The organism is Photobacterium sanctipauli (assembly GCF_003026495.1).
In the GTDB taxonomy this organism is placed as follows: domain Bacteria; phylum Pseudomonadota; class Gammaproteobacteria; order Enterobacterales; family Vibrionaceae; genus Photobacterium; species Photobacterium sanctipauli.
Genome location: NZ_PYMA01000008.1, coordinates 126,147 through 151,870, shown reverse-complemented (window position 1 = coordinate 151,870; position 25,724 = coordinate 126,147). Strand labels below are relative to the sequence as shown.

Sequence of the window (25,724 nt, the reverse complement as noted above, 5' to 3'; positions counted from 1 at the left end):
GACAGCTATGTTTAACGTCATCAGCTCAATTATCACCACCATTATTACCGGCACCATGCGTGTTGGGGCGGGCTGATGCGTAGAGGATTTTAAAAAAAGCCCGCACCCTCCAAGGTGTGGGCTTTTTTTTTACTATTTGGCAGTTATTGCTCTGTGGCTACAGGGAACAGGTTAAGGAAGTTGGGAGTAGGGAATGCGAGTATTAAAGTTTGGCGGATCATCTTTGGCAGACGCCGACCGTTTTTCACGAGCGGCAGACATCATTGCGAATAACGCGCAGCAGGGGGATGTCTCTGTGGTGTTATCGGCACCGGGCAAGGTGACCAATAAGCTGGTGGCGGTGATTGATAATACGGTTAAGTACGGCGAAGCGGAACTTCAAGTGGCTGATCTAGAATCAGTATTTAAAAACTTGTTCACTGGCTTGAAGGAGCTGGAGCCGGCATTTGACAAGAATGCGATGGATGCCAAGTTGGCAAGCTCGCTAGGCCAGCTAAGCCAGTATGTTCACGGCATTAAGCTATTGGGCCTTTGCCCAGACAACGTTTACGCCAAGATCATCAGTAAGGGCGAGCGTTTGTCGATTGCGGCTATGCAAACATTGCTTGAGGCAAAAGGCCAGGCGGCAAGCCTGATTGACCCGGTAAGCTACCTGTATGCCGAAGGTGATTACCTTGAGGCGCATGTTGATATCGAAATTTCAACCCAGAACTTCAAGCGCAACCCGCTGCCGGTTGGCCACGTCAATATTATGCCTGGCTTTACCGCGGGCAACGAAAAGGGTGAGCTGGTCACGCTGGGCCGTAACGGCTCGGATTATTCTGCTGCGGTATTGGCGGCGTGCTTGCGGGCTGAGTGCTGCGAAATCTGGACCGATGTTGACGGCGTATATAGCTGCGACCCGCGCTTGGTGCCGGACGCCCGCTTGCTTAAGTCGCTAAGCTACCAAGAAGCCATGGAGCTTTCTTATTTTGGTGCCTCGGTACTTCACCCGAAAACGATCGCGCCGATTGCCCAGTTCCACATTCCTTGCTTGATCAAAAATAGCTTCAGCCCGCAAGGTGCCGGTACGCTGATTGGCTTGGATACCGGTGAAGATCAGCTCGATATCAAAGGGATCACGACCCTAAAAGATCTCACCATGGTGAACATTTCAGGCCCAGGCATGAAAGGCATGGTGGGTATGGCGGCGCGCGTATTCGGTGCCATGTCGACAGCCGGTGTATCCATTGTCCTGATCACCCAGTCATCGTCGGAGTACAGCATTAGCTTCTGTATCGAGAGCGGTGACAAGCAGGCTGCAGAGCAGGCCCTGCAAGACAACTTCGAGTTGGAGCTCAAAGAAGGCTTCCTTGAGCCGGTTGAGTTCATGGATAACGTGGCGATTGTTACCCTGGTGGGTGACGGTATGCGTACTTCCCGCGGGGTGGCATCGCGCTTCTTTACCTCTTTGTCGGAAGTGGATGTCAATATCGTGGCGATTGCCCAAGGTTCGTCGGAGCGTGCGATTTCAGCCGTGATCCCTGATGTAAAAGTGTCTGAGGCGGTGAAAGCTTGTCACGAGAACCTATTTAACAGTAAGCACTTCCTCGATGTCTTTGTGATTGGTGTCGGCGGTGTTGGTGGCGAGTTGGTGGATCAGATCCAACGCCAGCAGGCGAAGCTGTCTGAAAATGGCATCGAAATCCGGGTTTGCGGCCTGGCCAATAGCAAGGGACTGTTGCTTGATAGCAACGGGCTACCGCTTGAAAACTGGCGCGATGCCATGGGCCAGGTAGAAGAGCCGTTAACGCTGGCCCGCATGATCCAGTTGGTGCAGCGCAACCATATCATCAACCCGGTGATCATCGACTGTACCTCCGACCAAGGGATCGCGGAGCAATATGCTGATTACCTTGCCGCGGGTTTCCACGTGATCACCCCGAACAAGAAAGCCAATACGGCTAGCATGGCTTACTACCAGCAGTTGCGCCAAGCTGCACGTTCTACTCGTCGTAAGTTTATGTATGACACTACAGTCGGTGCTGGCCTGCCTGTTATCGAAAACTTGCAAAACTTGATGGCTGCGGGTGATGAGCTAGAGCGCTTCTCCGGGATCCTGTCTGGTTCGCTGTCTTATATCTTCGGCAAGCTGGATGAAGGCATGAGCTTTAGCGAGGCAACCACGGTGGCACGTGACAACGGCTTTACCGAGCCGGATCCTCGTGATGACCTATCTGGTATGGATGTTGCGCGTAAGCTACTGATTTTGGCCCGTGAATCTGGCATGGCGCTGGAGCTTGACGATGTTGTGGTTGAGCAAGCCCTGCCGCCAGGCTTTGATGACAGTGGCTCGGTTGCTGAGTTTATGGCTCGCCTGCCGGAAGCGGATGCGTACTTCAAGCAACTGTCTGAAGAAGCCGCAGAGGAAGGCAAGGTACTGCGCTATGTCGGTGAAATCGACCAAGGGCGCTGCTCGGTGAAAATTGCGGCGGTGAACCCGGATGACCCGATGTTCAAGATCAAAGATGGCGAGAATGCGCTGGCCTTCTACAGTCGCTACTACCAGCCGATCCCACTTGTTCTTCGCGGCTACGGTGCCGGTACCGAAGTAACGGCAGCCGGTGTGTTTGCCGACTTGATGCGTACGCTAGGCTGGAAACTGGGGGTATAAGATGAGTGTTGTTGTTTATGCGCCGGCTTCTATCGGCAATGTCAGTGTTGGCTTTGACGTCCTCGGTGCGGCGGTATCGCCAATAGATGGCACCCTGCTTGGGGACCGAGTTAAAGTGGCGGCGGGCGATCAGCCCTTTACCCTTGAGTGTGTCGGCAATTTTGTCGACAAGCTGCCACAGCAAGCGGAAGAGAATATTGTCTACCGCTGCTGGCAGGTGTTTGGCCGTGAGTTGGACAAGCGTGGTTTGGTTGTTAAGCCTGTGGTCATGACGCTGGAAAAGAACATGCCGATTGGCTCGGGGCTAGGTTCCAGTGCCTGTTCGATTGTGGCTGCGCTGGATGCGCTGAACCAGTACCATGATTTGCCGCTCAACGAAACTGAGTTGCTGGCATTGATGGGGGAAATGGAAGCGGAGATCTCGGGCAGCCTGCACTACGATAACGTTGCGCCATGCTACCTTGGTGGCTTGCAGTTTATGGTTGAGGAGCTGGGTATTATCAGCCAACCGGTACCTTGCTTCGAAGACTGGTACTGGGTGATGGCCTACCCGGGGATCAAAGTGCCGACTGCGGAAGCGCGAGCTATCTTGCCGTCGCAGTACCGCCGCCAGGATGTGATTGCCCACGGCCGTTACCTTGGGGGCTTTATTCATGCGTGCCACTCGCAGCAACCTGAGCTGGCAGCAAAAATGATCAAAGATGTTGTGGCTGAACCATACCGTGAGCGTTTGTTGCCTGGTTTTGCCGAGTCGCGACAGTACGCACTGGAGGCAGGCGCGTTGGCCAGCGGAATATCTGGCTCCGGACCGACCATGTTCAGTGTTTGTAATGACCTCGAAGTAGCAAAACGTATTGCACGATGGTTGCAAGATCATTATGTTCAGAATGATGAAGGATTTGTCCATGTCTGTCGCCTAGACAGCCAAGGCTCGAAAGTAACAGGAAGTGAGCTGTAACCATGAAGCTATACAACTTAAAAGAACACCAAGAACAAGTATCGTTTGGTCAGGCGGTACGACAGGGCCTGGGTAGCAACCAAGGTCTATTCTTCCCGGCTGAACTGCCATATTTCGACAATGTTGAGGCATTGCTTGATATGGATTTCAACAGCCGCAGCAGCAAGATCCTATCAGCCTTTATTGGTGAGGAACTGGCGGCAGAAACCGTTGGCCAGATGGTCGGCAATGCCTTCCAGTTCCCGGCGCCTGTCGAGAAAGTGACCGATGATGTCTTCGCCCTTGAGCTGTTCCACGGCCCGACGTTGGCATTTAAAGATTTCGGTGGTCGCTTCATGGCCCAATCTCTGGCAGCCGTAAGTGATGCCGAAGGCAATATCACTATCTTAACGGCGACGTCGGGCGATACCGGTGCCGCTGTTGCCCATGCCTTCTATGGTATGGAGAACATCAAGGTTGTGATCCTATATCCTAAGGGCAAGATCAGCCCGCTACAGGAGAAGATGTTTTGTACCTTGGGCGGCAATATCACCACGGTTGCGGTGAACGGCACCTTTGATGATTGCCAGGCATTGGTTAAGCAAGCGTTTGATGATGCCGAGCTGCGCCAAGAAGTCGGGTTAAACTCGGCTAACTCTATTAATATCAGTCGCCTGATGGCGCAGATCTGTTACTACTTCGAAGCGGTTGCTCAACTGCCGAAAGACAAGCGTAATGAGCTGGTGATCTCGGTGCCAAGCGGTAACTTCGGTAACCTGACAGCGGGCTTGCTGGCCAAGGCGATTGGCTTGCCGGTTAAGCGCTTCATTGCCGCAACCAACGTTAACGATACTGTGCCTCGTTATCTGAAAACCGGAACTTGGGCACCGGAGCCAACGGTACCCACTATCTCCAATGCCATGGATGTTAGCCAGCCAAACAACTGGCCGCGTATCGAAGAGCTGTGCCGCTTGAAAGGCTGGGGCTTGGATGAGCTGGGCTACGGCGCGGTGACCGATGAGCAAACGGCTGAGACATTGAAGGCAATGGAAGAGGCGGATTACCTATGCGAACCGCACGGCGCTATCGCCTACCGTGTGCTGACCGAGCAGCTGACCGAGGGTGAAACCGGCCTGTTCTTGTGTACTGCCCATCCGGCCAAGTTCAAAGAAGTCGTGGATGAGATCTTGGGCAAGGATATTCCATTGCCGGCCCCACTGGCTAAGCACAATGCGATGGAGCTACTGTCGCTTGAGCGCGATAACGATTTTGAACAGCTGAAAGTGGTGCTGCGCGCAACCCAGTAACAGGATAGTCCAGAAGCCTGTTTGATGATTATCAGATAAAGAGAAGGGAGCCGCTGGGCTCCCTTTTTTTTATTGTTGTTGCGCTTTGCTTTATCGCTATAGCTCAATGGCGGCTTGTGCCGCGGTTATACCGTTTGCGAGCTCGACTCCGATTCAGCCACGGCTGACATCGCTTCTTCTGGCTCTTCGGCAAACTTATCAACCCACATCGCCAAGGCGCCGTCACCGGTAATGTTACAAGCAGTACCAAATCCGTCCTGTGCCAGGTGAAGGGCGATTTGCAGGCCAATCATTGCCTCGGTGAAGCCCATCATTGAGCCAAGTAGGCCAACGGCAGCCATTACTGCACCGCCTGGTGCCCCCGGTGCTGCAACCATGGTAATACCCAACATACCAATGAACGGCAGTGCTTCTAGGAAGCTTGGCACTGTTGCATTACCCGTGACCAAGATAACGGCCACACACACCGAAGTGATACTGATTGCCGAACCCGACATGTGGATGTTGGCGCACAGTGGGATCACGAAGTTGGCAATCGGTTTTTTCACCCCGTTTGCTTCTGTTTGGCGAAGGGTCACTGGCAAGCTGGCTGCCGAAGACATGGTACCAATAGCGGTGACATAGGCTGGGATCATGTTCTTCAATAGCTTGAACGGCGAGCGGCCCAGCATAGCGCCTGTTGTTAGGAACTGCAGGCTCAGCCATAGCCAGTGAAGGGCAATGATCAGAATAAGGACGAATGTAAAGGTTTTTAGGGTCGAGAACACCGTACCCTGGATCGTCATGTCGGCAAACACGCCCGAGATGTAGAACGGTAGCGACGGCACCATGACCTTCGACAGGAACAGCTCAATGATGTTGCGGCCTTCATCGCTCAACTTGCGTAGCTGCTCGCTATTGGTCGAGGTGATACCCAGGCCGAAGATAAAGGCAATCGCCAACGCAGTCATCACGCCCATGACTGGTGGGATTTTCAGATCGATCAGCGGTGATAGGGTACGGGCCGCTTCGCTCACTTCGCCAGGGGTGCTCAAGACGGAAGGTAGCACCTGGCTTGCCACGAGGTAGGCCATGGCACCGGCACCCATGGTTGAGAGGTAGCTCAAGCCTACGGTTTTACCCAGCAGTTTACCGGAGTTCTTTGGTAGGTTAGCAATGCCGCTGGTAACAAAAAATAGAATCAATAAAGGGATAGTGAAACCAATCAGCTGGCTGATCAGTGCTTTCATGGTGATAAGAATTTGCACTAGTACATCAGGAGCAAACAGGCCGACAAGAATACCTGCCACGATACCTGCAATGAGTTTTAGAATAAGTTTCATCGTCAAAATTCCAATTGAGGAGTTTGAAAAATATACAGAGTTTAATGAGTTCTAATCTAGCGGGGGGAGTTTTAACACTTCCCGAGAGGGGATGCCAAAAAAGCGGGCTTTTTATGTCGTACTAGCTACAAAAATGAAAGTGATTGCAGTAATTCCCTCCATAATGGTTATTTCTTTGACATAAGTTAAGGTCATGAAAAACAGTCAGAGAGGTTGGGTGAATTTTGTGTGCCAGTAAGCAAAAAAATAGCAGGCAAAGTGCCTGCTATTGACAGAAGAGTAGACTTATCCTCTGCTTTTTTGCTTAATTTTGCGGCTGTTCGATGCTTTCCGCTTCAGGGGCTTGCTTGGCGAACTTGTTGACCCACAAGGATATTGCACCGTCGCCGGTAATGTTACAGGCCGTGCCAAAGCTGTCTTGTGCCATGTATAGCGCGATCATCAGTGCCAATTCGGCCTCGCCAAACCCGAGCATGGTCGACATCAAGCCTAGCGCGGCCATAACGGCACCACCGGGTGCGCCCGGTGCAGCAATCATGGTGACACCCAGCATCATGATAAACGGCAGCATTTCGATTAATGATGGAATGGCGATGTGTTGGCTAAGCGCCATGACCGCTGTCGAACAGGTGACAAGGGTGATGGTTGAGCCGGATAGGTGAATGGTGGCACAAAGCGGGATAGTAAAGTTGGCGATAGAGTCGTTGACGCCGTTTTCTTTGGTCTGGCGCAGTGTGACCGGAATAGTGGCCGCTGACGACATGGTTCCGATAGCCGTGAAATAGGCCGGCAGCATGTTCTTCACCAATTTAAGCGGCGAGTACCCCAGGGCCAAGCCTGTCACGGTGTACTGGATGGTGATCCATACCCAGTGCATGAAAATAGCCAGAGCCAGCACCATACCGAAGGTCTTCAGGGTCGAGAATACCGTCCCGTCAGCGGCCATTTCGGCAAATACACCTGAGATATAGAAAGGCAATAGCGGAATGATCACTTTGGCGAGCAGCAAGTCGATAATACTGCGGCCATCTTCGGCCAGCGCCTTGAGTGGTTTGCTGTCTGTGACGCTAATGCCCAAGCCGAACAAGAACGCAGTAGCCAGTGCCGTCATCACCCCAAACATAGGTGGAATTTCAAGCGTGATAAAACTGGTCAGGTTATGGGCACTTTCGCCGCCATCCACAGCCGCTTGCGGTACGTTTGAAATAACAGTACTGGCAACAATGAAGGCTAGGCTACCGGCAATGATGGTCGAGCCATAGGAGAGGGCAACGGTTTTGCTCAGTAGCGAGCCTGAATTTTTGGGAAGGCTAGCGATACCACTGGTGATGTAGAACAGGATAATTAGCGGGATAGTAAAGCCGATTAACTGGCCACCAAGCTGTTTGATAGTCAGCAACGCGCGGATAATGATATCTGGGGCGTAAAACCCGAGCAAAATACCAAGCACGATACCAGCGATAAGCTTGAGAATTAACTTCATGAAAGGGCTCCAAATTGTTGTTATTTATATGACTCCGTTGTTTCTTATTGCCCGTGAATGATAACTGGGGTGGTAGGCAATGCTGGGAATGTACGCTTTTTTTAGCATAAATGCCTAACAATTGATCACAAATAGGAAATCTCTATAACAAAGAGGGGCGATTTAGATCAAAGGTTTGATAAAAGCTTGGCAAGAAGGTTAGGCGCGGGATTGGCAGGTCGGCAGATATAAAAAAACGGCATCCTTGGATGCCGTTTTTGCTAACTGCAGTAAAAGCTTATATCGCTTGGAATAAGAATTACAGGCTGTTAGTGAAAGTACGAGCGATGACGTCGCGCTGCTGTTCAACAGTTAGCGAGTTGAAACGTACTGCGTAGCCAGAAACACGGATAGTTAGCTGAGGGTATTTTTCTGGGTGCTTAGCGGCATCTTCCAGAGTTTCACGCTTAAGAACGTTAACGTTTAGGTGTTGGCCGCCTTCGATTTTTGCAGGTACTTCGATTGCGATTTCACGAGACTCGTACTCACCTAGGTCAGAAGCAGCGATAACTTGATCAGCTTCGAAACCAGACGCAGCAGCAACACAGCGAGCTTCGTTCTTTTCAGTGTCTAGCAGCCAGATCGAGTTTAGTAGATCGTCGTTTGCCGCTTTAGTGATTTGAATACCTTTGATCATGACTTACTTCTCCAGAGGATGTAGTTAATTTTTTCGATTTTGTTGTCGAGCTACGTATTATATATCCGGAAACTAAAAAAATGATATTGATTTAGATCAAATAACAACAAAAAACATTAAAAAGTTTAGGGCTGTTTTATTGAGCTATATCAACTAACCCGCAGTTTATCTGGTCTCATGCGCATATTTTATATATTAAAAAAAAGTTTAATGGATCATTTGTAATAAATTTACAACAAAAGCTACAAATTAAATTCCTTGTTTGCGGTGAAACTGCGTCTTAGGTTACGCTATTTTGTTGTGGGCAACGTTTATAAACAACGAACAAAATTCTAAGAGAAGGTAAAGAATGAAATTAATTGGTGCGCATGTTTCAGCGGCGGGGGGCGTGCATAATTCGCCGGAAAATGCTCGGCAGATCGGAGCAAATGCGTTTGCGCTTTTTACCAAAAACCAACGCCAATGGGTGGCAAAGCCATTGGCCGAAGATGTCATTGCGGCTTTCAAGGCACGCTGCAAACAATATGGTTATACACCGGATGCCATCCTTCCCCATGATTCTTACCTGATCAACCTAGGCGCGCCTGAAACTGAGAAGCTAGAAAAATCGCGTGCTGCGTTTGTGGATGAAATGGCGCGCTGTCATCAGCTTGGCCTAACCTTGCTGAACTTTCACCCTGGCAGCCACCTGAAAAAGATCAGTGAAACGGAGTGCCTTCGCTTGATTGCCGAGTCGATCAACCAAGCCCATCAGCAAGTCCCTGACGTTGTTGCCGTTATCGAAAACACGGCTGGACAGGGAAGCAACCTTGGCTGGCGCTTTGAGCACTTGGCTGAAATTATTGATCAGGTTGAAGACAAGTCCCGCATCGGGGTGTGTATCGATACCTGCCACGCATTTGCTGCGGGTTATGATTTGCGAACGGAAACGGCAACAGAGGCAACGTTTGCCGAGTTTGACCAGGTTGTGGGTATGCAATATTTAAGGGGGATGCACCTCAACGATTCGAAAGGCGGGCTGGGCAGCCACCTTGATCGCCACCATAGCCTTGGGGAAGGGGAAATTGGCTGGGCGTGTTTTCGCTTCTTAATGCAGGATAACCGCTTCGATAATATTCCACTGGTATTGGAAACCATCAACCCAGATATCTGGCGGCAGGAAATCGAGACCCTTCGCTCGTTCATCCCGGCTTAATTGATAGCCATCTTGGGGCGGCCAAGCCCCATCTTTGGGCAAGATAGGCACAATAAAATCGCCCGTATCATTTTAAGTTGTTGATTTTATTTGGTTAAAAATTGTCTGATAAATTGGTATCGTTTTTTCATAGTCCTTATTAGCTCACGCAGTGAGCCCACTATAAGGAGAGATACGATGAATACCGATATGATGTTCCTGAGCTTTTCCATTTCGCGCCTACCGCAGCCTTACCGTTTCAACCAAGGGCGTGGCCACTGGCGAACTCCGGTGGTCCCCCCCTTAAAAGATCCGCTTGAGCGTTGTAATGATAAGTAGCGCACAAGCGCTAGGCTTTGGTATCGGGTTGGTTATTTGGTATAGAATGGCAAGTCTGTTGCAAACCAGGATCCAGTAATGAGCACGATAACAAGTTGGCAGGATGTAATCCTTGCTGAGCGTGAAAAACCATATTTCCAAGCTATTGAAAGCCATGTTGCGGCTGAGCGAGAGGCGGGAAAATCGATTTACCCGCCACAGCCCGATGTTTTTAATGCGCTCACCGCAACTCCCCTTGATGCCGTGAAGGTGGTGATATTGGGGCAAGACCCATATCATGGCCCGGATCAGGCACATGGCCTGAGCTTTTCGGTGCGACCTGGTGTTAAAGTCCCTCCGTCATTGGCAAACATGTATAAAGAGTTGGCGAATGACATTCCCGGTTTCCAAATTCCCTCCCATGGCTACCTGCAATCTTGGGCCGAGCAAGGCGTATTGCTGCTAAATACGGTCTTGACGGTAGAGCAGGGCAAGGCACACTCCCACGCCAAAATTGGTTGGGAAACCTTTACCGATAAGTTGATAGAAGTGGTTGATCAGCAGTGCGAAGGCGTGATCTTTTTGCTTTGGGGCGCGCATGCCCAAAAGAAAGGCAAGAAAATTGATAGCCAGAAGCACCATGTCTTGCGCTCAGCCCATCCTTCCCCGCTGTCGGCTTATAGAGGGTTCTTTGGTTGCGGCCATTTCTCTCAGGCTAATGTGCTGCTTGGTCAGATGAACAAGTCGCCAATTAATTGGTTGTTAGATGAATGTTCTTAATTACAGTGATTGTGATTGAAATGTAATTTATTTGTACATTTAATAACCAAGATCAAGGAGGGTTTATTCATCCACGCATAAACTTTCAGTAACGGAGAGAGTACTGGGAGGTAAATACTATGATGTTGGATGATATTCACACCGAACATGGCTACATCGGGCGCTTGTTACAGATATTGCAGCTAAAGTTGACCGCAATACGCAATGGCCAGCCAGTGAATTACAGCTTAATCAAAGATATTGTTGAGTATCTGCAAAAGCATGCTGAATGCTGCCATCACCCTAAAGAAGACATACTCTACCATTACTACTTGGCGCACTATGCCGATAAGAATGGCGCCATGCAGAATCTTGAGCATGAGCACGAGGAGCTGGCGCAGCTGACCCATGAGTTTGCCGATACCGTCGATATGATTTTGATGGATGCGGTGATCCCGCTTGATCTCTTTGCCGAAAAGCTCAATACCTTCGTCATGCGCCAGCGTGCCCACCTAGAGTTCGAAGAGAAGCACATTATCCCTTTGATCCGAAAACATTTCACGGACGAAGACTGGCACGCCGTATCGCTTGATTATGAACAATGCGAGTGCGACCCGCTCTTTGGTCAGCAGGTATCAGATCGCTTTCGCAACCTTGCCGAGCGTTTGCATGCCTAATTGTTCCTAGACTGTAGATAAAATAAAAGAGCCGCGAGCGGCTCTTTTTCTATGTCGGCTTACCCGTTAGGGGAATTCAGCCTAGAACTCGATATCTTCGTCAGGGTAATCCCTAAACATGTCGATATCAGCAAGCTCTTTACGAAGTCTCTGCCTATCCTTGAGAGCCTCGATTTCACGCCACTTCCTTTTTACAGGCTTGCTGCGAGAGCTGCGGCGGGGTGTATCAGTTGCAAGAATGTCATCGAATGCGTAACTATCCATAGAGCACCTCTTCTTACAGGTTGTGTATCAATTAAATATCATAACAAGGGTCAAAATAAAATTGATGTGTTTCGCATTTGTTGCCTAATTATGAAATTTTTATGAGTCCTACCTCTCAAAATATCTGTTTTTGTTTGTTTTTTGAACAATAATTCCATGTCGGGGGCGCAGGCGAAATCACTGCAAAGGGATGTTTTGTGAGCATTAAATTGCTAATAATGGATAAGTTAATAGCTGTATTGAGGGGACGGCTTGATTTTTGCGTTCCAACTTTGCATGATCGTCTGCCATCCATAGTTACACCAAGCGATGTTCAACTGCACCAAGCTTGGGTATGCATAAAATCCATTTACAAAAACATAACATTGTAACTGTGTTAGGCAGTGGCGTACGGGTTTACGACACCGGGCTATTGCTGTCATTTACCGCATAACAAAACTAAAGTTGTAGTACTCGCTGATAGTGTTCCGCCAACGTGTTCATTGCCGGCTTGCTATGACAATTATTTTATTGGCCTAGCCGACTTTGGCTAGTTGCCAGCATTGATTGAATTTGAGGGGTAGGCGTGTCAAGTCAGATTATCTTTTTGAACGATCTGTTATGGGGCTCGGTTCTGATTTATTTGTTGATCGGGGTCGGGATCTTTTTTACATATCGGTTGGGTTTTATCCAGTTTCGTCACTTTGGCCACATGTTCAGTGTGATGAAAAATAGCCGCAAGTCCGATCAGGCCGGTATCTCCTCTTTCCAAGCACTTTGTACCAGTCTGGCAGCCCGTGTTGGCACCGGCAATATGGCCGGGGTTGCCGTAGCGCTAACCCTGGGGGGGCCGGGGGCGATTTTTTGGATGTGGCTAATTGCGATGCTGGGTATGGCAACGGCCTTTGCCGAGAGCGCGTTGGCACAGCTGTATAAAACCCGTGATGAGGACGGCAATTACCGCGGCGGCCCTGCCTACTACATGGAAAAAGGGCTGGGTATGCGTTGGATGGGGATAGCCTTCTCTGTCTGTCTGATCATTGCGTTTGGCTTGGTGTTCAACTCGGTACAGGCCAACTCAATAACCCAGGCCATGAACGTTGCCTTTGGCTGGAACCCAAGCTACGTGGGTGTGGTGCTGGTGGTGATGGCTGGGGTCATTATTTTTGGTGGGCTGCGCGTGATTGCCCGTACCGCTGAAATTCTGGTACCGGCGATGGCGCTTTGCTACTTGTTGCTGGCGCTATTTATCATGTTCTCAAACATCGAAAAGCTACCCGATGTACTTGGGTTGATTTTCCGCAGTGCCTTCGGCCTTGAAGAGGCGGCCTCGGGCGCGCTCGGCTATACCATTGCGCAGGGCATGATTAATGGCCTCAAGCGCGGGTTGTTCTCTAACGAGGCCGGTATGGGGTCGGCACCCAATGCTGCAGCATCGGCAACGCCTTACCCTCCTCACCCAGCCTCGCAAGGTTATGTGCAGATGCTGGGGGTGTTTATGGACACCATCGTCATTTGTTCGGCGACCGTGGCGATTATTTTGATGTCGGGCGAGTATGTCCCACACAGTGAAATTACCGGTATCGAGCTTACCCAGCGGGCGTTGAGCTCACAAGTGGGCGGTTGGGGGGCGATCTTTATCGCCGTGGCCATTTTCTTCTTCGCCTTTACCTCGCTGGTGGCCAATTACTCGTATGCCGAGACCAACCTTCTCTTCCTAGAGCATAACCACAAGTTCGGCCTGACCGTGTTCCGCCTAGTGGTGCTGGGCATGGTGATGTTTGGGGCGGTGGCGGATTTGCCGACGGTTTGGGCGATGGCTGACGTGTCGATGGGGATGATGGCGATTATCAACCTCATCGCCATTGTGTTGCTGTCGGGGACGGCGGTGAAATTGGCCAAGGATTACAACAAGCAACTGTCGCTGGGCAAAGTACCGACCTTTGACAGCAACGATTATCCGGAGCTTCACGCCCAGCTTGAAGAAGGGGTTTGGGACCAGTCGAAAAAAGACTAGGGCTAAGTTTGCAATTAAGTTGCGATTGATAATACCGATGGCAACAATAGAAAAGACCGCGTGGCAATCACGTGGTTTTTTTTTGCGTTGGTGGTAACCTTCAAGTGTCAGTTTAAAAAGGAAATCCTTATGCTTATTGTGGTTTCACCAGCGAAAACGCTTGATTACGAATCGCCATTGGCGACCAACACTTATACCCTACCCGAGCTGGTTGATCACTCGGCTGAATTGATTGAAGTATGCCGTGAGTTGACCCCGGCGCAAATTGCCAGCTTAATGAAGGTGAGCGATAAAATTGCCGGGCTGAATGCTGCGCGCTTTGCCGAGTGGTCGCCGGAATTTACGACCGACAATGCCCGCCAGGCTATTTTGGCGTTCAAGGGGGATGTGTACACGGGCCTTGCCGCTGAAACCATGACTGAAGACGACTTTGCCTATGCCCAGAAGCATTTGCGTATGTTGTCGGGCCTATATGGCCTGCTCAAGCCATTGGATCTGATGCAGCCATACCGCCTCGAGATGGGGACCAAGCTGGCAAATAACCGCGGTACCAACCTATACCAGTTCTGGGGTGAGATTATCACCGACAAGCTTAATGCCGCGTTGGCGGAGCAGGGCGATGATATTTTGGTTAACCTGGCATCTAACGAGTACTTTAAATCGGTGAAGCCAAAGTCACTGCAAGCGAAGGTGATCACGCCAGTGTTTAAAGACTGTAAGAACGGCACTTACAAGGTGATTAGCTTCTATGCCAAGAAGGCTCGCGGCATGATGGCCCGTTATATTCTGGATAACAAAGTAGATTCGATTGAAGGTTTGCAAGCCTTTGACACTGCCGGTTATTACTTTGTTGCTGGTGAATCGACCGAAACCGAATTGGTGTTCAAGCGCGAAGAGCAATAGCCGCTGCGATTTCTCGGTATATAAAAAACGGGCTGGTTAATACCAGCCCGTTTTTTTATTTGAGGTGATTAGCCAGCCTTTATGGCTTGACGGCTGATCTTACTTCTTGGCTTTTTTCTTTTTCACGGTCGCTTTCTTCTTCGGATCTTTTTTCTTTTTCTTCTTCACCGTGGTCGGCTTCTTGTGTTGCGGACGAAGCCCTTCAACAAAGCGCTCAGCCACTTCTTCTTTCATGTAGCGGCCAACACGCTCGATCATGCCCTGATCATGTGCCTCGATCAAAGAAACGGCGGTGCCTTTTTTACCCGCGCGTGCAGTACGGCCAATACGGTGTAGGTATACATCGGCAGTACGCGGCATGTCGAAGTTAATCACGTGGCTGACGTCCGGCAGGTCGATACCACGGGCGGCAACGTCTGTTGCTAGCATGATGTTCACTTCGCCATCGCGGAAGCGGCGAATGGTGTTGTTGCGCGAGGCTTGCGCCATCTCGCCTTGCAGCCAGCAGCAGTTGATCTGCATCGCAGCCAGTTGGTCACGCAGTACCGCAAGACGCTCGCGGGTCTTCACAAAGATGATGGTGCGCTCTGCTTCACCCAGGATCGTTTTCAGCAGATCCAGTTTGTGCGCCATGTCGTCACAACGGTGGTAGTACTGGTGGATCTTTTTGCGCTCGCGGCGTGGCGGCTCGGCATTGACCTCAACCGGCTCGGTTAGGATCTTCTGCGAGAAATCGCGTACGCCCTTGCCCTCAAGCGTGGCTGAAAACAACAAGCTCTGGCGGCGCCAGCGACATTCGTTGTTAATGCGCTCAACAACCTTGGCAAAGCCCATGTCGAGCATACGGTCTGCTTCGTCGAGGATCAAGCACTCGATGGCACGACAGTCGAAGCGCTCTGATTCGATGTACTCCATCAGGCGTCCCGGTGTCGCAACCACGATATCTTGGGTTTTGCCCAATAGATCAGCGTGCTCGTCGTAGGAAATACCACCGGTGATGGTGAACACCTTCAAGTTGGTGTGCTTCGATAGGGCACGAGCTTGATCAGCTACCTGAATCGCCAGTTCACGAGTCGGGGTCAGTACCAGGACGCGCGCAGGACCAGGCTTCTTGCGTGGGAAGTCCTGCAGGTGCTGGAGCATTGGCAGAAGAAACGCGGCGGTTTTTCCGGTGCCGGTAGGAGCGGAAGCCAAGACGTCGCGACCATCAAGCGCATGAGGGATTGCCTCGGCTTGGACGACTGTTGGACGCTCGTAGCCAGCTTCTTCGATGGCTTGCAGCAGCTCACTATCTAATTCTAATTCGGAAAAGTCTCTCACCGGTCATTTCTCCTTGGGATAAGGCTCAATCTATAAGGGGCGGCATTATAGGCAACTATCAAGCATAAAAGTAGAAAAACTTGATGCTAACCACAAAAGCTATTTTACATCTTAAGGTAGAACTCACGCGCTAGGGCGACAAAATCAGCGGAGTATCGGCCTTGTTGGTGGATCACCAGTTGCTCCGACACCGTTTTCCTGCCCGATTTCGATAAGGCGATCAGCAGGCGGTTGACCGGCTTTTTCTCGGTTGAGCGGATTTCGCAGACACGGGAGCAGGGTAAAGACAGCGAGTCGGCCATGGCGATAAGCTGGCGCCCCTCGTATTCGGGCAAAATAAGGCTGGCAACCCCCGTGTCAGAGAGTAAGTGCTTGATACTAAGCAGCAGATCTTGGTGTGATAGCGAGTTGGTATGGCGTGCTGTTGCCCTTGCTTGGCAACCGGCTTGCTCGCCGCTATTAAAATAGGGGGGATTGCACAAAATGGTATCAATGCTGCCAGCGGCCTGCTGCTGCGCCCATGCCACGATATTGTACTGGTGGGCAGCCAGCCTGGCCGGCCATGGGGAGTCAGCAAAGTTGCTCTTGGCCGCAGCAACGGCTTTGCTATCGATATCGAGCGCAATAATGTCTTGGCCTATTGCCTCGGAGCGTTGCGCCGCCATTAACGCCAACAGCCCGCTGCCGGTGCCGATATCCAAAATGGTACCGCTTGGTTTCAATTCGCTCCAGGCTCCCAGTAAGACCCCGTCGGTACTGACCGGCATGCCGCAACCGTGATCGTTGACGTGGAACTGTTTGAAGGTGAAACCTTTTGCCATTTTGCTACCCGTGACTATTCATTTTTTGATCCAACATTATAGCCTGTGCAGGCTTATTTATAACATTGTAATTTACTGTTAAATTTGTGTTGCATAGTGGTTTGTTCTATTTCTTATCTTTTTGATAAGAGTTTTTTATTGGCGTTTAATTCTGCCTGGTGTTTTTTAATTGGTGATTTGAACTGGTTTTTGATTGCTGTGTTTCTAGAATATGGTGTTTTTCACTGTTGTATTGCTTGTTTGGTGCTTTTTGTTCATTATGCTGTGAGTAAGGTCGCATTCAGGTTTAACTTTTTGTGGCTAAAAATTTAATAAAACAATTAACGCTTGCAAACACAACATTATCATTGACGAGTGGAAGGTGCAGTTTGAAAAAATCACTCAAAGTAACAGACATCTTGGCGTTGGGCTTTATGACCTTCGCTTTCTTCCTAGGTGCAGGAAACATCATATTCCCCCCACAGGCTGGCCAGCTGGCTGGCGAGAACCTCGTCCCTGCGATGCTTGGTTTTCTGTCAACCGGTGTTAGCCTGCCGTTGATCGCCATTATCGCGGTTGCGGTTGCGGGTGGTTGGGAAGGCATGACCAAGGATTTACCATCGAGGGTGGCGACCTTCTTGGCGGTGATGATCTTTATCGTTATCGGCCCGGCATTCGCCGCGCCCCGTGCCGGCTTGGTTGCCTACGAAATGGGCGTGAAACCGTTTATTGCCGATGCTGGACAGCTTAGCTTAACTATTTTTTCTATTGTCTTTTTTGCTATTGCGCTGTTCCTATCCCGTTCTCGCGGCAACCTTGTCGATATGGTGGGTAAGTTCCTGACCCCAATTTTGTTCGTGGCACTTATCATGCTGGCGGTATCGGTGGTGATCAACCCGCAAGATGCGATTGAGGCAGCAAAAGGCGATTACATCGATATGCCTTTTATCAAGGGCTTTGTAGAAGGCTATAACACCCTGGATGCGGTAGCAGCGCTATTGTTTGGTATGGTGATTGTCGACGCGGTGCGCAGCAAAGGGGTGAGCGACGAAGCCGCCACGCGCAAATACCTGGTTATGGCCGGCTTGATTGCCGCTGCGGGTCTGGCGTTCGTGTATATCTCGCTATTCTACCTCGGTGCGACCAGCGTGAATATTGCGGCAGGTGCATCTAACGGTGGCGATATCTTGGCTATCTATGTGGCGGCACTGTTTGGCCCGGCCGGCCAGATCATGCTATCGCTGATTGTATTGCTAGCGTGTTTGACCACAGTGGTTGGCTTGATCAGCGCCTGTTCTGAATACTTCTCTTCGTTGACGCGTTGGTCTTACGAAAAGTGGGTGGTATTGCTGTCTGTGACTTGTTGTGTGGTGGCCAATGTTGGCTTGAATCAACTGATTGTCCTTTCGCTACCGGCACTGTTCGCCCTTTACCCGATTGCGATGGCACTGGTTATCCTGACCTTTATCCGCAAATGGCTGCCGAACCCACAGATGTCTTACCGCGTGGTTATGATTGTGGCGCTGTCGTTTAGCATGATTGATGCAGCGAAAGTATCGGGCTTTGACGTATCGGCGTTCCGCGTGCTTCCACTGTTTGATTACGGCATGGCATGGTTGATGCCAACGTTTGTGGCCTTGGTGATCACCTGCTTCGTGGGCGCGAAAAAAGCCGCAGCCCAACAAGCAAGCCAAACCGCATAACGGTCAATAGACCGAAATAATACAAAATAACCAAAAACGGGATGCCATTGGCATCCCGTTTTAGTTTGTGTCGTTTGGCGTCGCTTTACAGCGTTTCGCTGTACTCGTTGAGGATTTGTTCGCACCACGAGGTAATGCGCTCATCGCTGAGTTCGTACTGGCTGTCTTCGTCTAGGGCTAGGCCAACGAACAGCTGCTCGTCGTCAGTGAGTGCTTTCGATGCCTCGAAGTCATAGCCTTGGTTTGGCCAGTAGCCGACAAAATTAACCCCGGTAGGGAGCAGCTTTTCATGCAGCATACCCATCGCATCAAGGAACCATTCGGTGTAACCCTCCTGATCGCCAAGGCCAAACAGTGCCACTGTCTTGCCGTCGAGGCGCAGGCCGTCGAGTTGTTCCCATACCGCTTCCCAGTCTTCCTGTAGTTCGCCGAAATCCCAAGTCGAGATTCCCAAGATCAACATGTCGAACTGGTTCATGGTCGCAATGTCTGCTTCTTTAATATTGTGCAATTCTACCAGTTCATCACCAATGCACTCGCGGATTTTCTCCGCTGCCATTTCGGTATAACAGGTGGTAGAGCCATAGAATAAGCCAATCTTCATGCTGCGAGTCCAATGTGTTGCAGGTAAATAACAATAATTACGATTCTACCTAGCTTCTGGTCGCTTGACTAACTTTGCGTCGTTGAAAGTTGCTCGACGCCAAGAATGGCAAACAGTCGTTACTTTTTCTGGTAAATCGACTACCATACAAATACTGTTTATTTATCCATGTGTTTTTGATGTGCTGCCGTGGGAGGCAGCGCGGCGAAGTTTGAGGTTAAAGTGGAAAATGATGAGGTGCTCATCGAGCGGTTTCTCGATGCGATGTGGATGGAGCGGGGGCTGTCAGAAAACACCCTGGCTTCCTACCGTAATGATCTTAAAAAGTTGGGAAATTGGGTTGAGGAGCAGGGGCTGAGCCTCGATTCGGTATCAGCCGATGATTTGCAGCGCTATCAGCAATGGCTGTTTGATGCTGATTTTAAACAGACGTCCCGGGCCAGAATGGCATCGGCAATTCGCCGCTTGTTCCAATACCTGCACCGCGAAAAGGTTCGCGATGACGATCCGAGCGCGATGTTGGTGAGCCCCAAGTTGCCCAAGCGCTTACCCAAAGATATTACCGAGGAGCAGGTTGATGCCTTGCTCGATGCGCCAGATCCCAACGACCCGATTGAGTTGCGCGACAAGGCCATGCTGGAGTTGCTCTATGCAACGGGGCTTCGTGTCACCGAGTTGGTGAGCCTGACGATGGAAAATGTCAGCTTGCGGCAAGGCGTGGTGAGGGTAACGGGCAAGGGCGACAAGGAGCGCTTGGTACCGATGGGCGAGAATGCCATCGACTGGATTGAGCAGTTTATTGCCACAGGGCGCCCCCAGTTGCTGGGGGAGAAAAGCTCTGATGTGGTTTTCCCGAGCAAGCGTGCCAAGCAGATGACCCGCCAGACTTTTTGGCACCGGATCAAGCATTATGCCGTGATTGCCGGAATTGATACCGACACGTTGTCGCCGCACGTGATGCGGCATGCCTTCGCGACCCATTTGCTCAATTACGGGGCGGACTTGAGGGTGGTGCAAATGCTACTTGGCCACAGTGACTTGTCGACGACCCAAATCTATACCCATGTGGCGACCGAAAGGTTGAAGCAACTTCACGGTACGCACCACCCACGTGCCTAAATGGGGCCGAGCGCTTTTCTACTGGATTGGTTATAATGAGAGACGTTAGGGGATTTTTTTATTGAACCTTGAAAGATTTTTGAGCTCTTACAGGTCTCTCTTTTTATCTATTTTATTTTAAAGGAAATAACCGCATGCGCTTTTTTGGCCGTACGTTACTTGCGACAGTTGTGGCGATGACTGCTTTTTCAGCATCAGCGAAGCCTGATGAAGCTGCAATTACAAAGAAACTGAGTGGTATCGGGCTAGTGCCAGTGTCGATCAGCGAATCGCCGCTACCGGGTATTAATGAAGTCGTTACCGAGCGCGGTATCGTGTACGTTTCTGACGATGGTGGTTATTTCCTTGCCGGTCACCTTTATCAGAATGACGGTGCCCAGCCGATGAACCTGACTGAGCAAAAAATGGCGAAGCTGAACAAAGAGAAGCTTCAGGGAATGGAAGACGAGATGATCGTCTACCCAGCCAAAGATGAAAAGTACGTGGTTACCGTCTTTACCGACACCAGCTGTGGATACTGCCGCAAGCTGCACAACGAAATGGCAGCCTATAACGATGCCGGTATCACCATCCGCTACCTGGCTTTCCCTCGCGGCGGTGAGCGCTCGCGCAACTTCGGTGAAATGAGTGCGATTTGGGGTGCCAAGGATCCGGTGAAGGCCATGAACGAAGCAAAAAGCGGTAGCTTTGACCCGAACGGTATCGAGCAGCGTTCAGAGCTGGTGAACAAGCATTACCAACTGGGTGTGGCAATGGGCGTCAGCGGTACCCCGGCGATGATCTTGGAAGACGGCACCATGCTGCCGGGTTACCAGCCAGCACCGATGCTGCGCAAGATGCTAGATAGCCGCGGCTAATACCTGCATTGTGAATGTGATTAATACACCCCGGGCCAACCTGTTAGCCCGGGGTGTTTGTTTTTGTATGGCCACGAGCTTGCGGCAATCCATGCCTTGTTCGCCACAAATTTGCCTTCGCAAAAATCTGACCAGATATTTAATGGGATTGATATAATGCTTTGCAATAACGATGATTCCCTTCACCCAGCCGATAAAGATTGTTCCGATGATTGAAATAAAGCGCCGTCCAGAGGCGGATACCAGCCAGTTTACCGATGCGACCCCTGCTTTATTGCAGCGAATTTATGCCAGTCGCGGGATCAGCAATGAAACCGAGCTAGAAAAAGGGGCGCGTAACCTGTTGGGTTACAACCAGCTCCACGGTATCCAGCCTGCGGTTGACTTGCTCAAGGATGCTTTGGCGGAACAACGCCGGATCATCATCGTCGGCGATTTCGATGCCGACGGAGCAACCAGCTCGGCGTTGTCGGTGCTGGCGCTGAAAATGCTTGGCAGCCGCAATGTCGATTACCTGGTGCCCAACCGTTTTGACGACGGCTATGGCTTGAGCCCTGACGTGGTCGAGCAGGCGGCGGAGCGCGGCGCCGAGTTGATCATGACGGTCGATAACGGGGTATCTTCCATTGCCGGGGTGGCGGCAGCCAAGGAGAAGGGCATTCAGGTACTGGTGACCGATCACCACTTGCCAGGCGAGGTCTTGCCGGCAGCCGATGCGATAGTAAATCCGAACCTGCATGAATGTGACTTTCCGTCGAAGGCGCTTTGCGGGGTGGGGGTGGCCTTCTATTTGATGCTGGCGTTGCGCGCCGACTTGCGCCAGGCGGACTGGTTTAATGCGCAGGGTATTGCCGAGCCGAACTTGGCTGAACTGCTGGACTTGGTCGCATTGGGGACGGTGGCCGATGTAGTCGCGCTTGATGGCAATAACCGTATCTTGGTGCACCAAGGTTTGCAGCGAATTAGGGCGGGGCGTTGCCGGCCGGGTATCCGCGCCTTGATTGAAGTGGCCAACCGCGATCCAGCGCGGCTGGTGGCGAGCGATCTCGGTTTTGCCCTCGGCCCGCGTATCAATGCGGCAGGGCGACTGGATGACATGTCATTCGGGGTCGAACTGCTGCTGTGCGATAACATTCAGGCTGCGCGCCGGATGGCATCGGAGCTGGATGCATTGAACCAGACCCGCAAGGAGATCGAGCAGGGGATGAAGGAAGAGGCGGTGGCGATTTGCGAGCGCCTCAAGTTTAACCAGCAGGACATGCCTTATGGCTTGGCCCTGTTCCAGCGCGATTGGCACCAGGGGGTAATAGGGATCCTGGCTTCGCGGATCAAGGAGCAATACCACCGTCCGGTGATCGCCTTTGCCGATGCGGGCAATGGCGAAATCAAGGGATCATGCCGCTCTATTCCCGGCCTTCATATGCGCGATGTGCTGGACTTAATTGATACCCAGAACCCAGGGGTGATCCTCAAGTTTGGTGGCCATGCGATGGCGGCGGGATTAACCGTACCGGAAAGCAAGCTTGAGGCATTTAGCGAAGCGTTTGATCAGGTGGTGCGAAAAGAGCTGGACGGCGACGCCCTGAAGGGGATTTTGCTCACTGATGGTACGCTACACCCGCAGGAGCTTAACCTGCAAACAGCGGAGTTGCTCCGTGCCGGTGGCCCGTGGGGGCAGCAGTTCCCCGAGCCGATGTTTGATGGTCGCTTCCGCTTGCTGCACCAGAAGTTGGTTGGCGGCAAGCACTTGAAAATGATGCTGGAGCCGCTGGAAGGCGGTTCGGTGATTGACGGCATTGCCTTTAATATCGATGTTCGCCGCTGGCCCGATGCATCGGTGCAGCAGGTTGAGTTGGTGTACCGCCTTGATGTCAATGAGTTCCGGGGCAACTGCAGTGCCCAGCTCATGGTTGAGCACATTTCAGCGCTTTGATTTGCCCTTGCCGGGTTGGCTGTCGCGAAGGCGCGGCGGCCAGCTGGCTAACCAGAGTAAAAAAGATATTTCAAGTTGGTAACCTGTCTGTTTCTGTGACCAACTTTAAAAAATAAAATCACCGATTACCTTTCCTTTCCCCTGTATATTCTATCTACAATTCGATAGAATCCTCCGGTTATGTCCATTTCGGCTATGAAGAGTGGCAATGTTCGAGATTAATCCTATTAAAAACCGACTTGAGGATGTGTCAGCACGTACTGACATCCTTAGGGGGTACCTTTGACTACGATGCTAAGAAAGAGCGTCTAGAAGAGGTAAACGCAGAATTAGAACAACCCGATGTATGGAACGAGCCAGAGCGCGCACAGGCGCTGGGTAAAGAGCGTTCATCATTGGAAGCGGTTGTTGAAACCATCGACCAGCTAGACCAAGGCGTAGAAGACGTCGAGGGCCTACTTGAGCTGGCCGTTGAAGAAGAAGATCAGGAAACCTTCGACGAGATCGAACCTGAGCTGGCTGAGCTGGAAGGCAAGCTAGCGAAATTGGAATTCCGTCGTATGTTTGCCGGCGATCACGATGCCTCTGACTGCTACATCGACCTGCAAGCAGGTTCGGGCGGTACGGAAGCGCAGGACTGGACATCGATGATGCTTCGTATGTACTTGCGCTGGGCTGAAGCCAAGGGCTTCAAGACCGAGGTTATCGAAGTATCGGAAGGCGATGTTGCTGGTCTGAAATCAGCCACGGTTCGCATCAGTGGCGAATACGCGTATGGCTGGTTGCGTACCGAAACCGGTGTCCACCGTCTGGTACGTAAGTCACCGTTTGACTCCGGTGGCCGTCGCCATACCTCGTTTGCTTCTGCGTTTATCTACCCTGAAGTGGACGATAACATCGACATCGACATCAATCCGTCAGATCTACGTATTGATGTATACCGCGCCTCGGGTGCGGGTGGTCAGCACGTTAACACCACCGAATCGGCGGTACGTATTACCCACGTACCAACCAACACCGTGGTGCAGTGTCAGAACGACCGCTCTCAGCACAAGAACAAAGATCAGGCGATGAAACAGTTGAAAGCAAAACTGTTCGAGCTTGAGATGCAAAAGCAGAATGCTGAGAAGCAAGCCAACGAAGATGCGAAATCTGACATTGGCTGGGGTAGCCAGATCCGTTCATACGTTCTGGATGATTCCCGCATCAAAGATTTGCGTACTGGGGTGGAAAACCGCAACACCCAAGCAGTATTGGACGGCGATTTAGACCGTTTTATTGAAGCCAGCCTGAAATCAGGTCTGTAACCGAATTTCGGTTAAATATTTAAGGGTTAACCCATGACTGATCAACTACAAGATGAGAATAAGCTGATTGCCGAGCGTCGCGCGAAACTAGATATGATCCGCGAAAACTGTAAGGCAAACGGCCACCCGAATGATTTCCGTCGCGATAGCCTAGCGGCAGACCTGCAGGCTAAATACGGCGAACTAAGCAAAGAAGAATTGGCAGAAGCGGGTAACGTAGTTGCTATCGCTGGCCGTGTCATGGCTAAGCGTGGTCCTTTCCTTGCTATCCAAGACGTATCTGGCCGTGTTCAGGCGTATGCCGACAAAGCCGTTCAGAAAGAGCTGAAAGAAAAATACTCTGGCCTAGATATCGGTGACATTATCGGTGTTAAGGGCGAGCTGCACAAATCGGGTAAAGGCGATCTTTACGTGAACATGGACGAGTACGAACTGCTAACGAAAGCACTTCGTCCGTTGCCAGAGAAGTTCCACGGCCTGACCGATCAGGAAATGCGCTACCGTCAGCGTTACGTTGACCTGATTGTTAACGACGACTCGCGCAATGCATTCATTATCCGCTCTAAGCTGGTTGCATCAATTCGTAACTTCATGACTTCTAAGAATTACCTAGAAGTTGAAACGCCAATGATGCACGTGATCCCTGGCGGTGCGACAGCACGTCCGTTTATCACTCACCACAACGCGCTAGATATCGACATGTACCTGCGTGTTGCACCTGAGCTATACCTGAAGCGTCTGGTTGTGGGCGGTTTTGACCGTGTATTCGAAATCAATCGTAACTTCCGTAACGAAGGCCTATCGCCTCGTCACAACCCAGAATTCACCATGATGGAATTCTACCAAGCTTACGCTGACTACAAAGATCTAATGGATCTGACTGAAGAAATGCTAAGCACTGTGGCGATGGATGTATTGGGCTCAACGTCAATGCCTTACGGTGACGAGACTGTTGAGTTCGGCGGTACTTACGCGCGCATGAGCATGTTCGAAGCGATCAAGCACTACAACCCTGATCACGAGCAAATCCAAAACCTAACGGAAGAAGATCTGCAAAACCGTGAGCTAATGGTGTCTATTGCTAAGTCTGTACATGTTGACGTGGAAGAGTTCTGGACTTGCGGCCAGCTGCTTGAAGAGATCTTCGGTGAAACTGCAGAGCCTAAGCTGATCCAGCCGACTTTCATCACTGGTTACCCGGCAGATATTTCTCCGCTAGCGCGCCGCAGCGACGACAACCCGTTCTTCACTGACCGCTTTGAGTTCTTCATTGGTGGTCGTGAAGTCGCCAACGGCTTCTCGGAGCTGAATGACGCTGAAGATCAGGATGCACGCTTTAAGGCACAGGTTGCTGCTAAAGATGCAGGTGATGACGAAGCCATGTTCTACGATGCTGACTACATCACAGCGTTGGAGCACGGCTTGCCGCCAACAGCGGGCCAAGGTATCGGTATTGACCGCCTAGCGATGCTGTTCACTAACACGCACACAATCCGTGACGTGATCCTGTTCCCGGCAATGCGCCCGCAGAACAACGCGTAATTCGATACGCAAAGTAAATTGGAAGCCACCCCACGGGGTGGTTTTTTTATATATAAAAAGTGGCGACATG

The 25,724-nt window shown here is 51.0% G+C and carries 22 protein-coding genes and 1 other annotated feature; of the genes, 15 read left to right on the top strand and 7 right to left on the bottom strand.

Annotation, left to right across the window (positions count from 1 at the left end; genetic code table 11):
- The first annotated feature begins 17 nt into the window (after window positions 1–17).
- Window positions 18–131 (top strand) — a sequence feature (Thr leader region).
- Between the two features lie 62 nt (window positions 132–193).
- Genes thrA through thrC form a run of 3 tightly spaced genes read left to right on the top strand, consistent with a single transcriptional unit; the run spans window position 194 to window position 4,897 of the window.
- Complete coding sequence (thrA, locus tag C9I98_RS14265; protein ID WP_036817766.1) at window positions 194–2,653, top strand: bifunctional aspartate kinase/homoserine dehydrogenase I; 2,460 nt, start codon at window positions 194–196, stop codon at window positions 2,651–2,653.
- 1 nt (window position 2,654) lies between these two features.
- Window positions 2,655–3,611: a homoserine kinase gene (gene thrB / locus C9I98_RS14260; RefSeq protein ID WP_036817768.1), complete on the top strand. Its 957-nt coding sequence runs from the start codon at window positions 2,655–2,657 to the stop codon at window positions 3,609–3,611.
- 2 nt (window positions 3,612–3,613) lie between these two features.
- Window positions 3,614–4,897 (top strand): threonine synthase, encoded by a 1,284-nt coding sequence (gene thrC / locus C9I98_RS14255; RefSeq protein ID WP_036817771.1) that lies wholly within the window; start codon window positions 3,614–3,616, stop codon window positions 4,895–4,897.
- A 125-nt stretch (window positions 4,898–5,022) separates the two neighbouring features.
- On the opposite strand, the gene C9I98_RS14250 is transcribed toward thrC, so the two are convergent.
- The 3 genes from C9I98_RS14250 to grcA all read right to left on the bottom strand — a co-directional run bounded on the left by C9I98_RS14250 (window position 5,023) and on the right by grcA (window position 8,378).
- Entirely contained in the window at window positions 5,023–6,219 is a 1,197-nt protein-coding gene (locus tag C9I98_RS14250) for a dicarboxylate/amino acid:cation symporter (protein WP_036817773.1), read from the bottom strand.
- A 304-nt stretch (window positions 6,220–6,523) separates the two neighbouring features.
- Window positions 6,524–7,702: a dicarboxylate/amino acid:cation symporter gene (locus C9I98_RS14245; RefSeq protein WP_107272124.1), complete on the bottom strand. Its 1,179-nt coding sequence runs from the start codon at window positions 7,700–7,702 to the stop codon at window positions 6,524–6,526.
- A 298-nt stretch (window positions 7,703–8,000) separates the two neighbouring features.
- Window positions 8,001–8,378, bottom strand: a complete 378-nt coding sequence (gene grcA, locus C9I98_RS14240) for an autonomous glycyl radical cofactor GrcA (RefSeq protein ID WP_036828280.1) — start codon at window positions 8,376–8,378, stop codon at window positions 8,001–8,003.
- A gap of 349 nt (window positions 8,379–8,727) precedes the next feature.
- Here grcA and nfo point away from each other — a divergent pair, with 349 nt between their 5' ends.
- The 4 genes from nfo to C9I98_RS14225 all read left to right on the top strand — a co-directional run bounded on the left by nfo (window position 8,728) and on the right by C9I98_RS14225 (window position 11,306).
- Window positions 8,728–9,573, top strand: a complete 846-nt coding sequence (gene nfo / locus C9I98_RS14235) for a deoxyribonuclease IV (RefSeq protein WP_107272123.1) — start codon at window positions 8,728–8,730, stop codon at window positions 9,571–9,573.
- A gap of 177 nt (window positions 9,574–9,750) precedes the next feature.
- On the top strand, window positions 9,751–9,891 hold the full coding sequence (locus tag C9I98_RS26545; RefSeq protein WP_158262688.1) for a hypothetical protein: 141 nt from the start codon (window positions 9,751–9,753) through the stop codon (window positions 9,889–9,891).
- Window positions 9,892–9,969: 78 nt separating this feature from the next.
- Complete coding sequence (gene ung / locus C9I98_RS14230; protein WP_107272122.1) at window positions 9,970–10,650, top strand: uracil-DNA glycosylase; 681 nt, start codon at window positions 9,970–9,972, stop codon at window positions 10,648–10,650.
- A gap of 119 nt (window positions 10,651–10,769) precedes the next feature.
- Window positions 10,770–11,306, top strand: coding sequence for a hemerythrin domain-containing protein (locus C9I98_RS14225; RefSeq protein WP_107272121.1), 537 nt, complete (start codon window positions 10,770–10,772; stop codon window positions 11,304–11,306).
- A gap of 81 nt (window positions 11,307–11,387) precedes the next feature.
- Here the strand turns inward: C9I98_RS14225 and C9I98_RS14220 are convergent, their stop codons facing one another.
- Complete coding sequence (locus C9I98_RS14220; RefSeq protein WP_036820477.1) at window positions 11,388–11,570, bottom strand: DUF3545 family protein; 183 nt, start codon at window positions 11,568–11,570, stop codon at window positions 11,388–11,390.
- 565 nt (window positions 11,571–12,135) lie between these two features.
- Here C9I98_RS14220 and C9I98_RS14215 point away from each other — a divergent pair.
- Together C9I98_RS14215 and yaaA are read left to right on the top strand one after the other, a co-directional pair.
- Window positions 12,136–13,566, top strand: coding sequence for an alanine/glycine:cation symporter family protein (locus C9I98_RS14215; RefSeq protein ID WP_036820480.1), 1,431 nt, complete (start codon window positions 12,136–12,138; stop codon window positions 13,564–13,566).
- Window positions 13,567–13,695: 129 nt separating this feature from the next.
- Window positions 13,696–14,469 carry a peroxide stress protein YaaA gene (gene yaaA, locus C9I98_RS14210; RefSeq protein ID WP_036820482.1) on the top strand — a complete coding sequence of 258 codons (774 nt, stop codon included), beginning with the start codon at window positions 13,696–13,698 and terminating at the stop codon, window positions 14,467–14,469.
- 99 nt (window positions 14,470–14,568) lie between these two features.
- On the opposite strand, the gene srmB is transcribed toward yaaA, so the two are convergent.
- Both srmB and C9I98_RS14200 read right to left on the bottom strand, forming a co-directional pair.
- Window positions 14,569–15,789: an ATP-dependent RNA helicase SrmB gene (gene srmB, locus C9I98_RS14205; protein ID WP_036820484.1), complete on the bottom strand. Its 1,221-nt coding sequence runs from the start codon at window positions 15,787–15,789 to the stop codon at window positions 14,569–14,571.
- 104 nt (window positions 15,790–15,893) lie between these two features.
- Window positions 15,894–16,610, bottom strand: coding sequence for a tRNA1(Val) (adenine(37)-N6)-methyltransferase (locus C9I98_RS14200; protein WP_107272120.1), 717 nt, complete (start codon window positions 16,608–16,610; stop codon window positions 15,894–15,896).
- Window positions 16,611–16,978: 368 nt separating this feature from the next.
- Here C9I98_RS14200 and brnQ point away from each other — a divergent pair, with 368 nt between their 5' ends.
- Window positions 16,979–18,292: a branched-chain amino acid transport system II carrier protein gene (brnQ, locus tag C9I98_RS14195; RefSeq protein WP_107272119.1), complete on the top strand. Its 1,314-nt coding sequence runs from the start codon at window positions 16,979–16,981 to the stop codon at window positions 18,290–18,292.
- A gap of 85 nt (window positions 18,293–18,377) precedes the next feature.
- Here the strand turns inward: brnQ and fldB are convergent, their stop codons facing one another.
- Window positions 18,378–18,896 carry a flavodoxin FldB gene (gene fldB, locus C9I98_RS14190; protein ID WP_036824454.1) on the bottom strand — a complete coding sequence of 173 codons (519 nt, stop codon included), beginning with the start codon at window positions 18,894–18,896 and terminating at the stop codon, window positions 18,378–18,380.
- A 222-nt stretch (window positions 18,897–19,118) separates the two neighbouring features.
- Here fldB and xerD point away from each other — a divergent pair, with 222 nt between their 5' ends.
- The 5 genes from xerD to lysS all read left to right on the top strand — a co-directional run bounded on the left by xerD (window position 19,119) and on the right by lysS (window position 25,654).
- Window positions 19,119–20,015: a site-specific tyrosine recombinase XerD gene (gene xerD, locus C9I98_RS14185; protein ID WP_036824452.1), complete on the top strand. Its 897-nt coding sequence runs from the start codon at window positions 19,119–19,121 to the stop codon at window positions 20,013–20,015.
- Between the two features lie 134 nt (window positions 20,016–20,149).
- A complete protein-coding gene (gene dsbC / locus C9I98_RS14180; protein WP_036824449.1) occupies window positions 20,150–20,872 on the top strand; it encodes a bifunctional protein-disulfide isomerase/oxidoreductase DsbC in 723 nt (240 codons plus the stop codon).
- Window positions 20,873–21,080: 208 nt separating this feature from the next.
- A complete protein-coding gene (gene recJ / locus C9I98_RS14175; RefSeq protein WP_107272118.1) occupies window positions 21,081–22,805 on the top strand; it encodes a single-stranded-DNA-specific exonuclease RecJ in 1,725 nt (574 codons plus the stop codon).
- 208 nt (window positions 22,806–23,013) lie between these two features.
- Window positions 23,014–24,112, top strand: a protein-coding gene (gene prfB / locus C9I98_RS14170; RefSeq protein WP_107272117.1) for a peptide chain release factor 2 whose coding sequence is annotated in 2 segments (ribosomal slippage) — window positions 23,014–23,088 and window positions 23,090–24,112 — 1,098 coding nt in all. Because the reading frame shifts where the segments join, the coding sequence is not laid out codon by codon here.
- A gap of 33 nt (window positions 24,113–24,145) precedes the next feature.
- Window positions 24,146–25,654 carry a lysine--tRNA ligase gene (gene lysS / locus C9I98_RS14165; RefSeq protein WP_036819427.1) on the top strand — a complete coding sequence of 503 codons (1,509 nt, stop codon included), beginning with the start codon at window positions 24,146–24,148 and terminating at the stop codon, window positions 25,652–25,654.
- Window positions 25,655–25,724 lie beyond the last annotated feature (70 nt).

Bases quoted from the DNA above. Each gene is read 5' to 3' on its own strand.
- C9I98_RS26545 (WP_158262688.1), top strand. From the start codon at position 9,751: ATGAATACCGATATGATGTTCCTGAGCTTTTCCATTTCGCGCCTACCG.
- C9I98_RS14225 (WP_107272121.1), top strand. From the start codon at position 10,770: ATGATGTTGGATGATATTCACACCGAACATGGCTACATCGGGCGCTTG.
- yaaA (WP_036820482.1), top strand. From the start codon at position 13,696: ATGCTTATTGTGGTTTCACCAGCGAAAACGCTTGATTACGAATCGCCA.
- lysS (WP_036819427.1), top strand. From the start codon at position 24,146: ATGACTGATCAACTACAAGATGAGAATAAGCTGATTGCCGAGCGTCGC.
- ung (WP_107272122.1), top strand. From the start codon at position 9,970: ATGAGCACGATAACAAGTTGGCAGGATGTAATCCTTGCTGAGCGTGAA.
- C9I98_RS14200 (WP_107272120.1), bottom strand. From the start codon at position 16,610: ATGGCAAAAGGTTTCACCTTCAAACAGTTCCACGTCAACGATCACGGT.
- thrA (WP_036817766.1), top strand. From the start codon at position 194: ATGCGAGTATTAAAGTTTGGCGGATCATCTTTGGCAGACGCCGACCGT.
- nfo (WP_107272123.1), top strand. From the start codon at position 8,728: ATGAAATTAATTGGTGCGCATGTTTCAGCGGCGGGGGGCGTGCATAAT.
- fldB (WP_036824454.1), bottom strand. From the start codon at position 18,896: ATGAAGATTGGCTTATTCTATGGCTCTACCACCTGTTATACCGAAATG.
- grcA (WP_036828280.1), bottom strand. From the start codon at position 8,378: ATGATCAAAGGTATTCAAATCACTAAAGCGGCAAACGACGATCTACTA.
- C9I98_RS14250 (WP_036817773.1), bottom strand. From the start codon at position 6,219: ATGAAACTTATTCTAAAACTCATTGCAGGTATCGTGGCAGGTATTCTT.
- thrB (WP_036817768.1), top strand. From the start codon at position 2,655: ATGAGTGTTGTTGTTTATGCGCCGGCTTCTATCGGCAATGTCAGTGTT.
- C9I98_RS14220 (WP_036820477.1), bottom strand. From the start codon at position 11,570: ATGGATAGTTACGCATTCGATGACATTCTTGCAACTGATACACCCCGC.
- dsbC (WP_036824449.1), top strand. From the start codon at position 20,150: ATGCGCTTTTTTGGCCGTACGTTACTTGCGACAGTTGTGGCGATGACT.
- recJ (WP_107272118.1), top strand. From the start codon at position 21,081: ATGATTGAAATAAAGCGCCGTCCAGAGGCGGATACCAGCCAGTTTACC.
- C9I98_RS14245 (WP_107272124.1), bottom strand. From the start codon at position 7,702: ATGAAGTTAATTCTCAAGCTTATCGCTGGTATCGTGCTTGGTATTTTG.
- thrC (WP_036817771.1), top strand. From the start codon at position 3,614: ATGAAGCTATACAACTTAAAAGAACACCAAGAACAAGTATCGTTTGGT.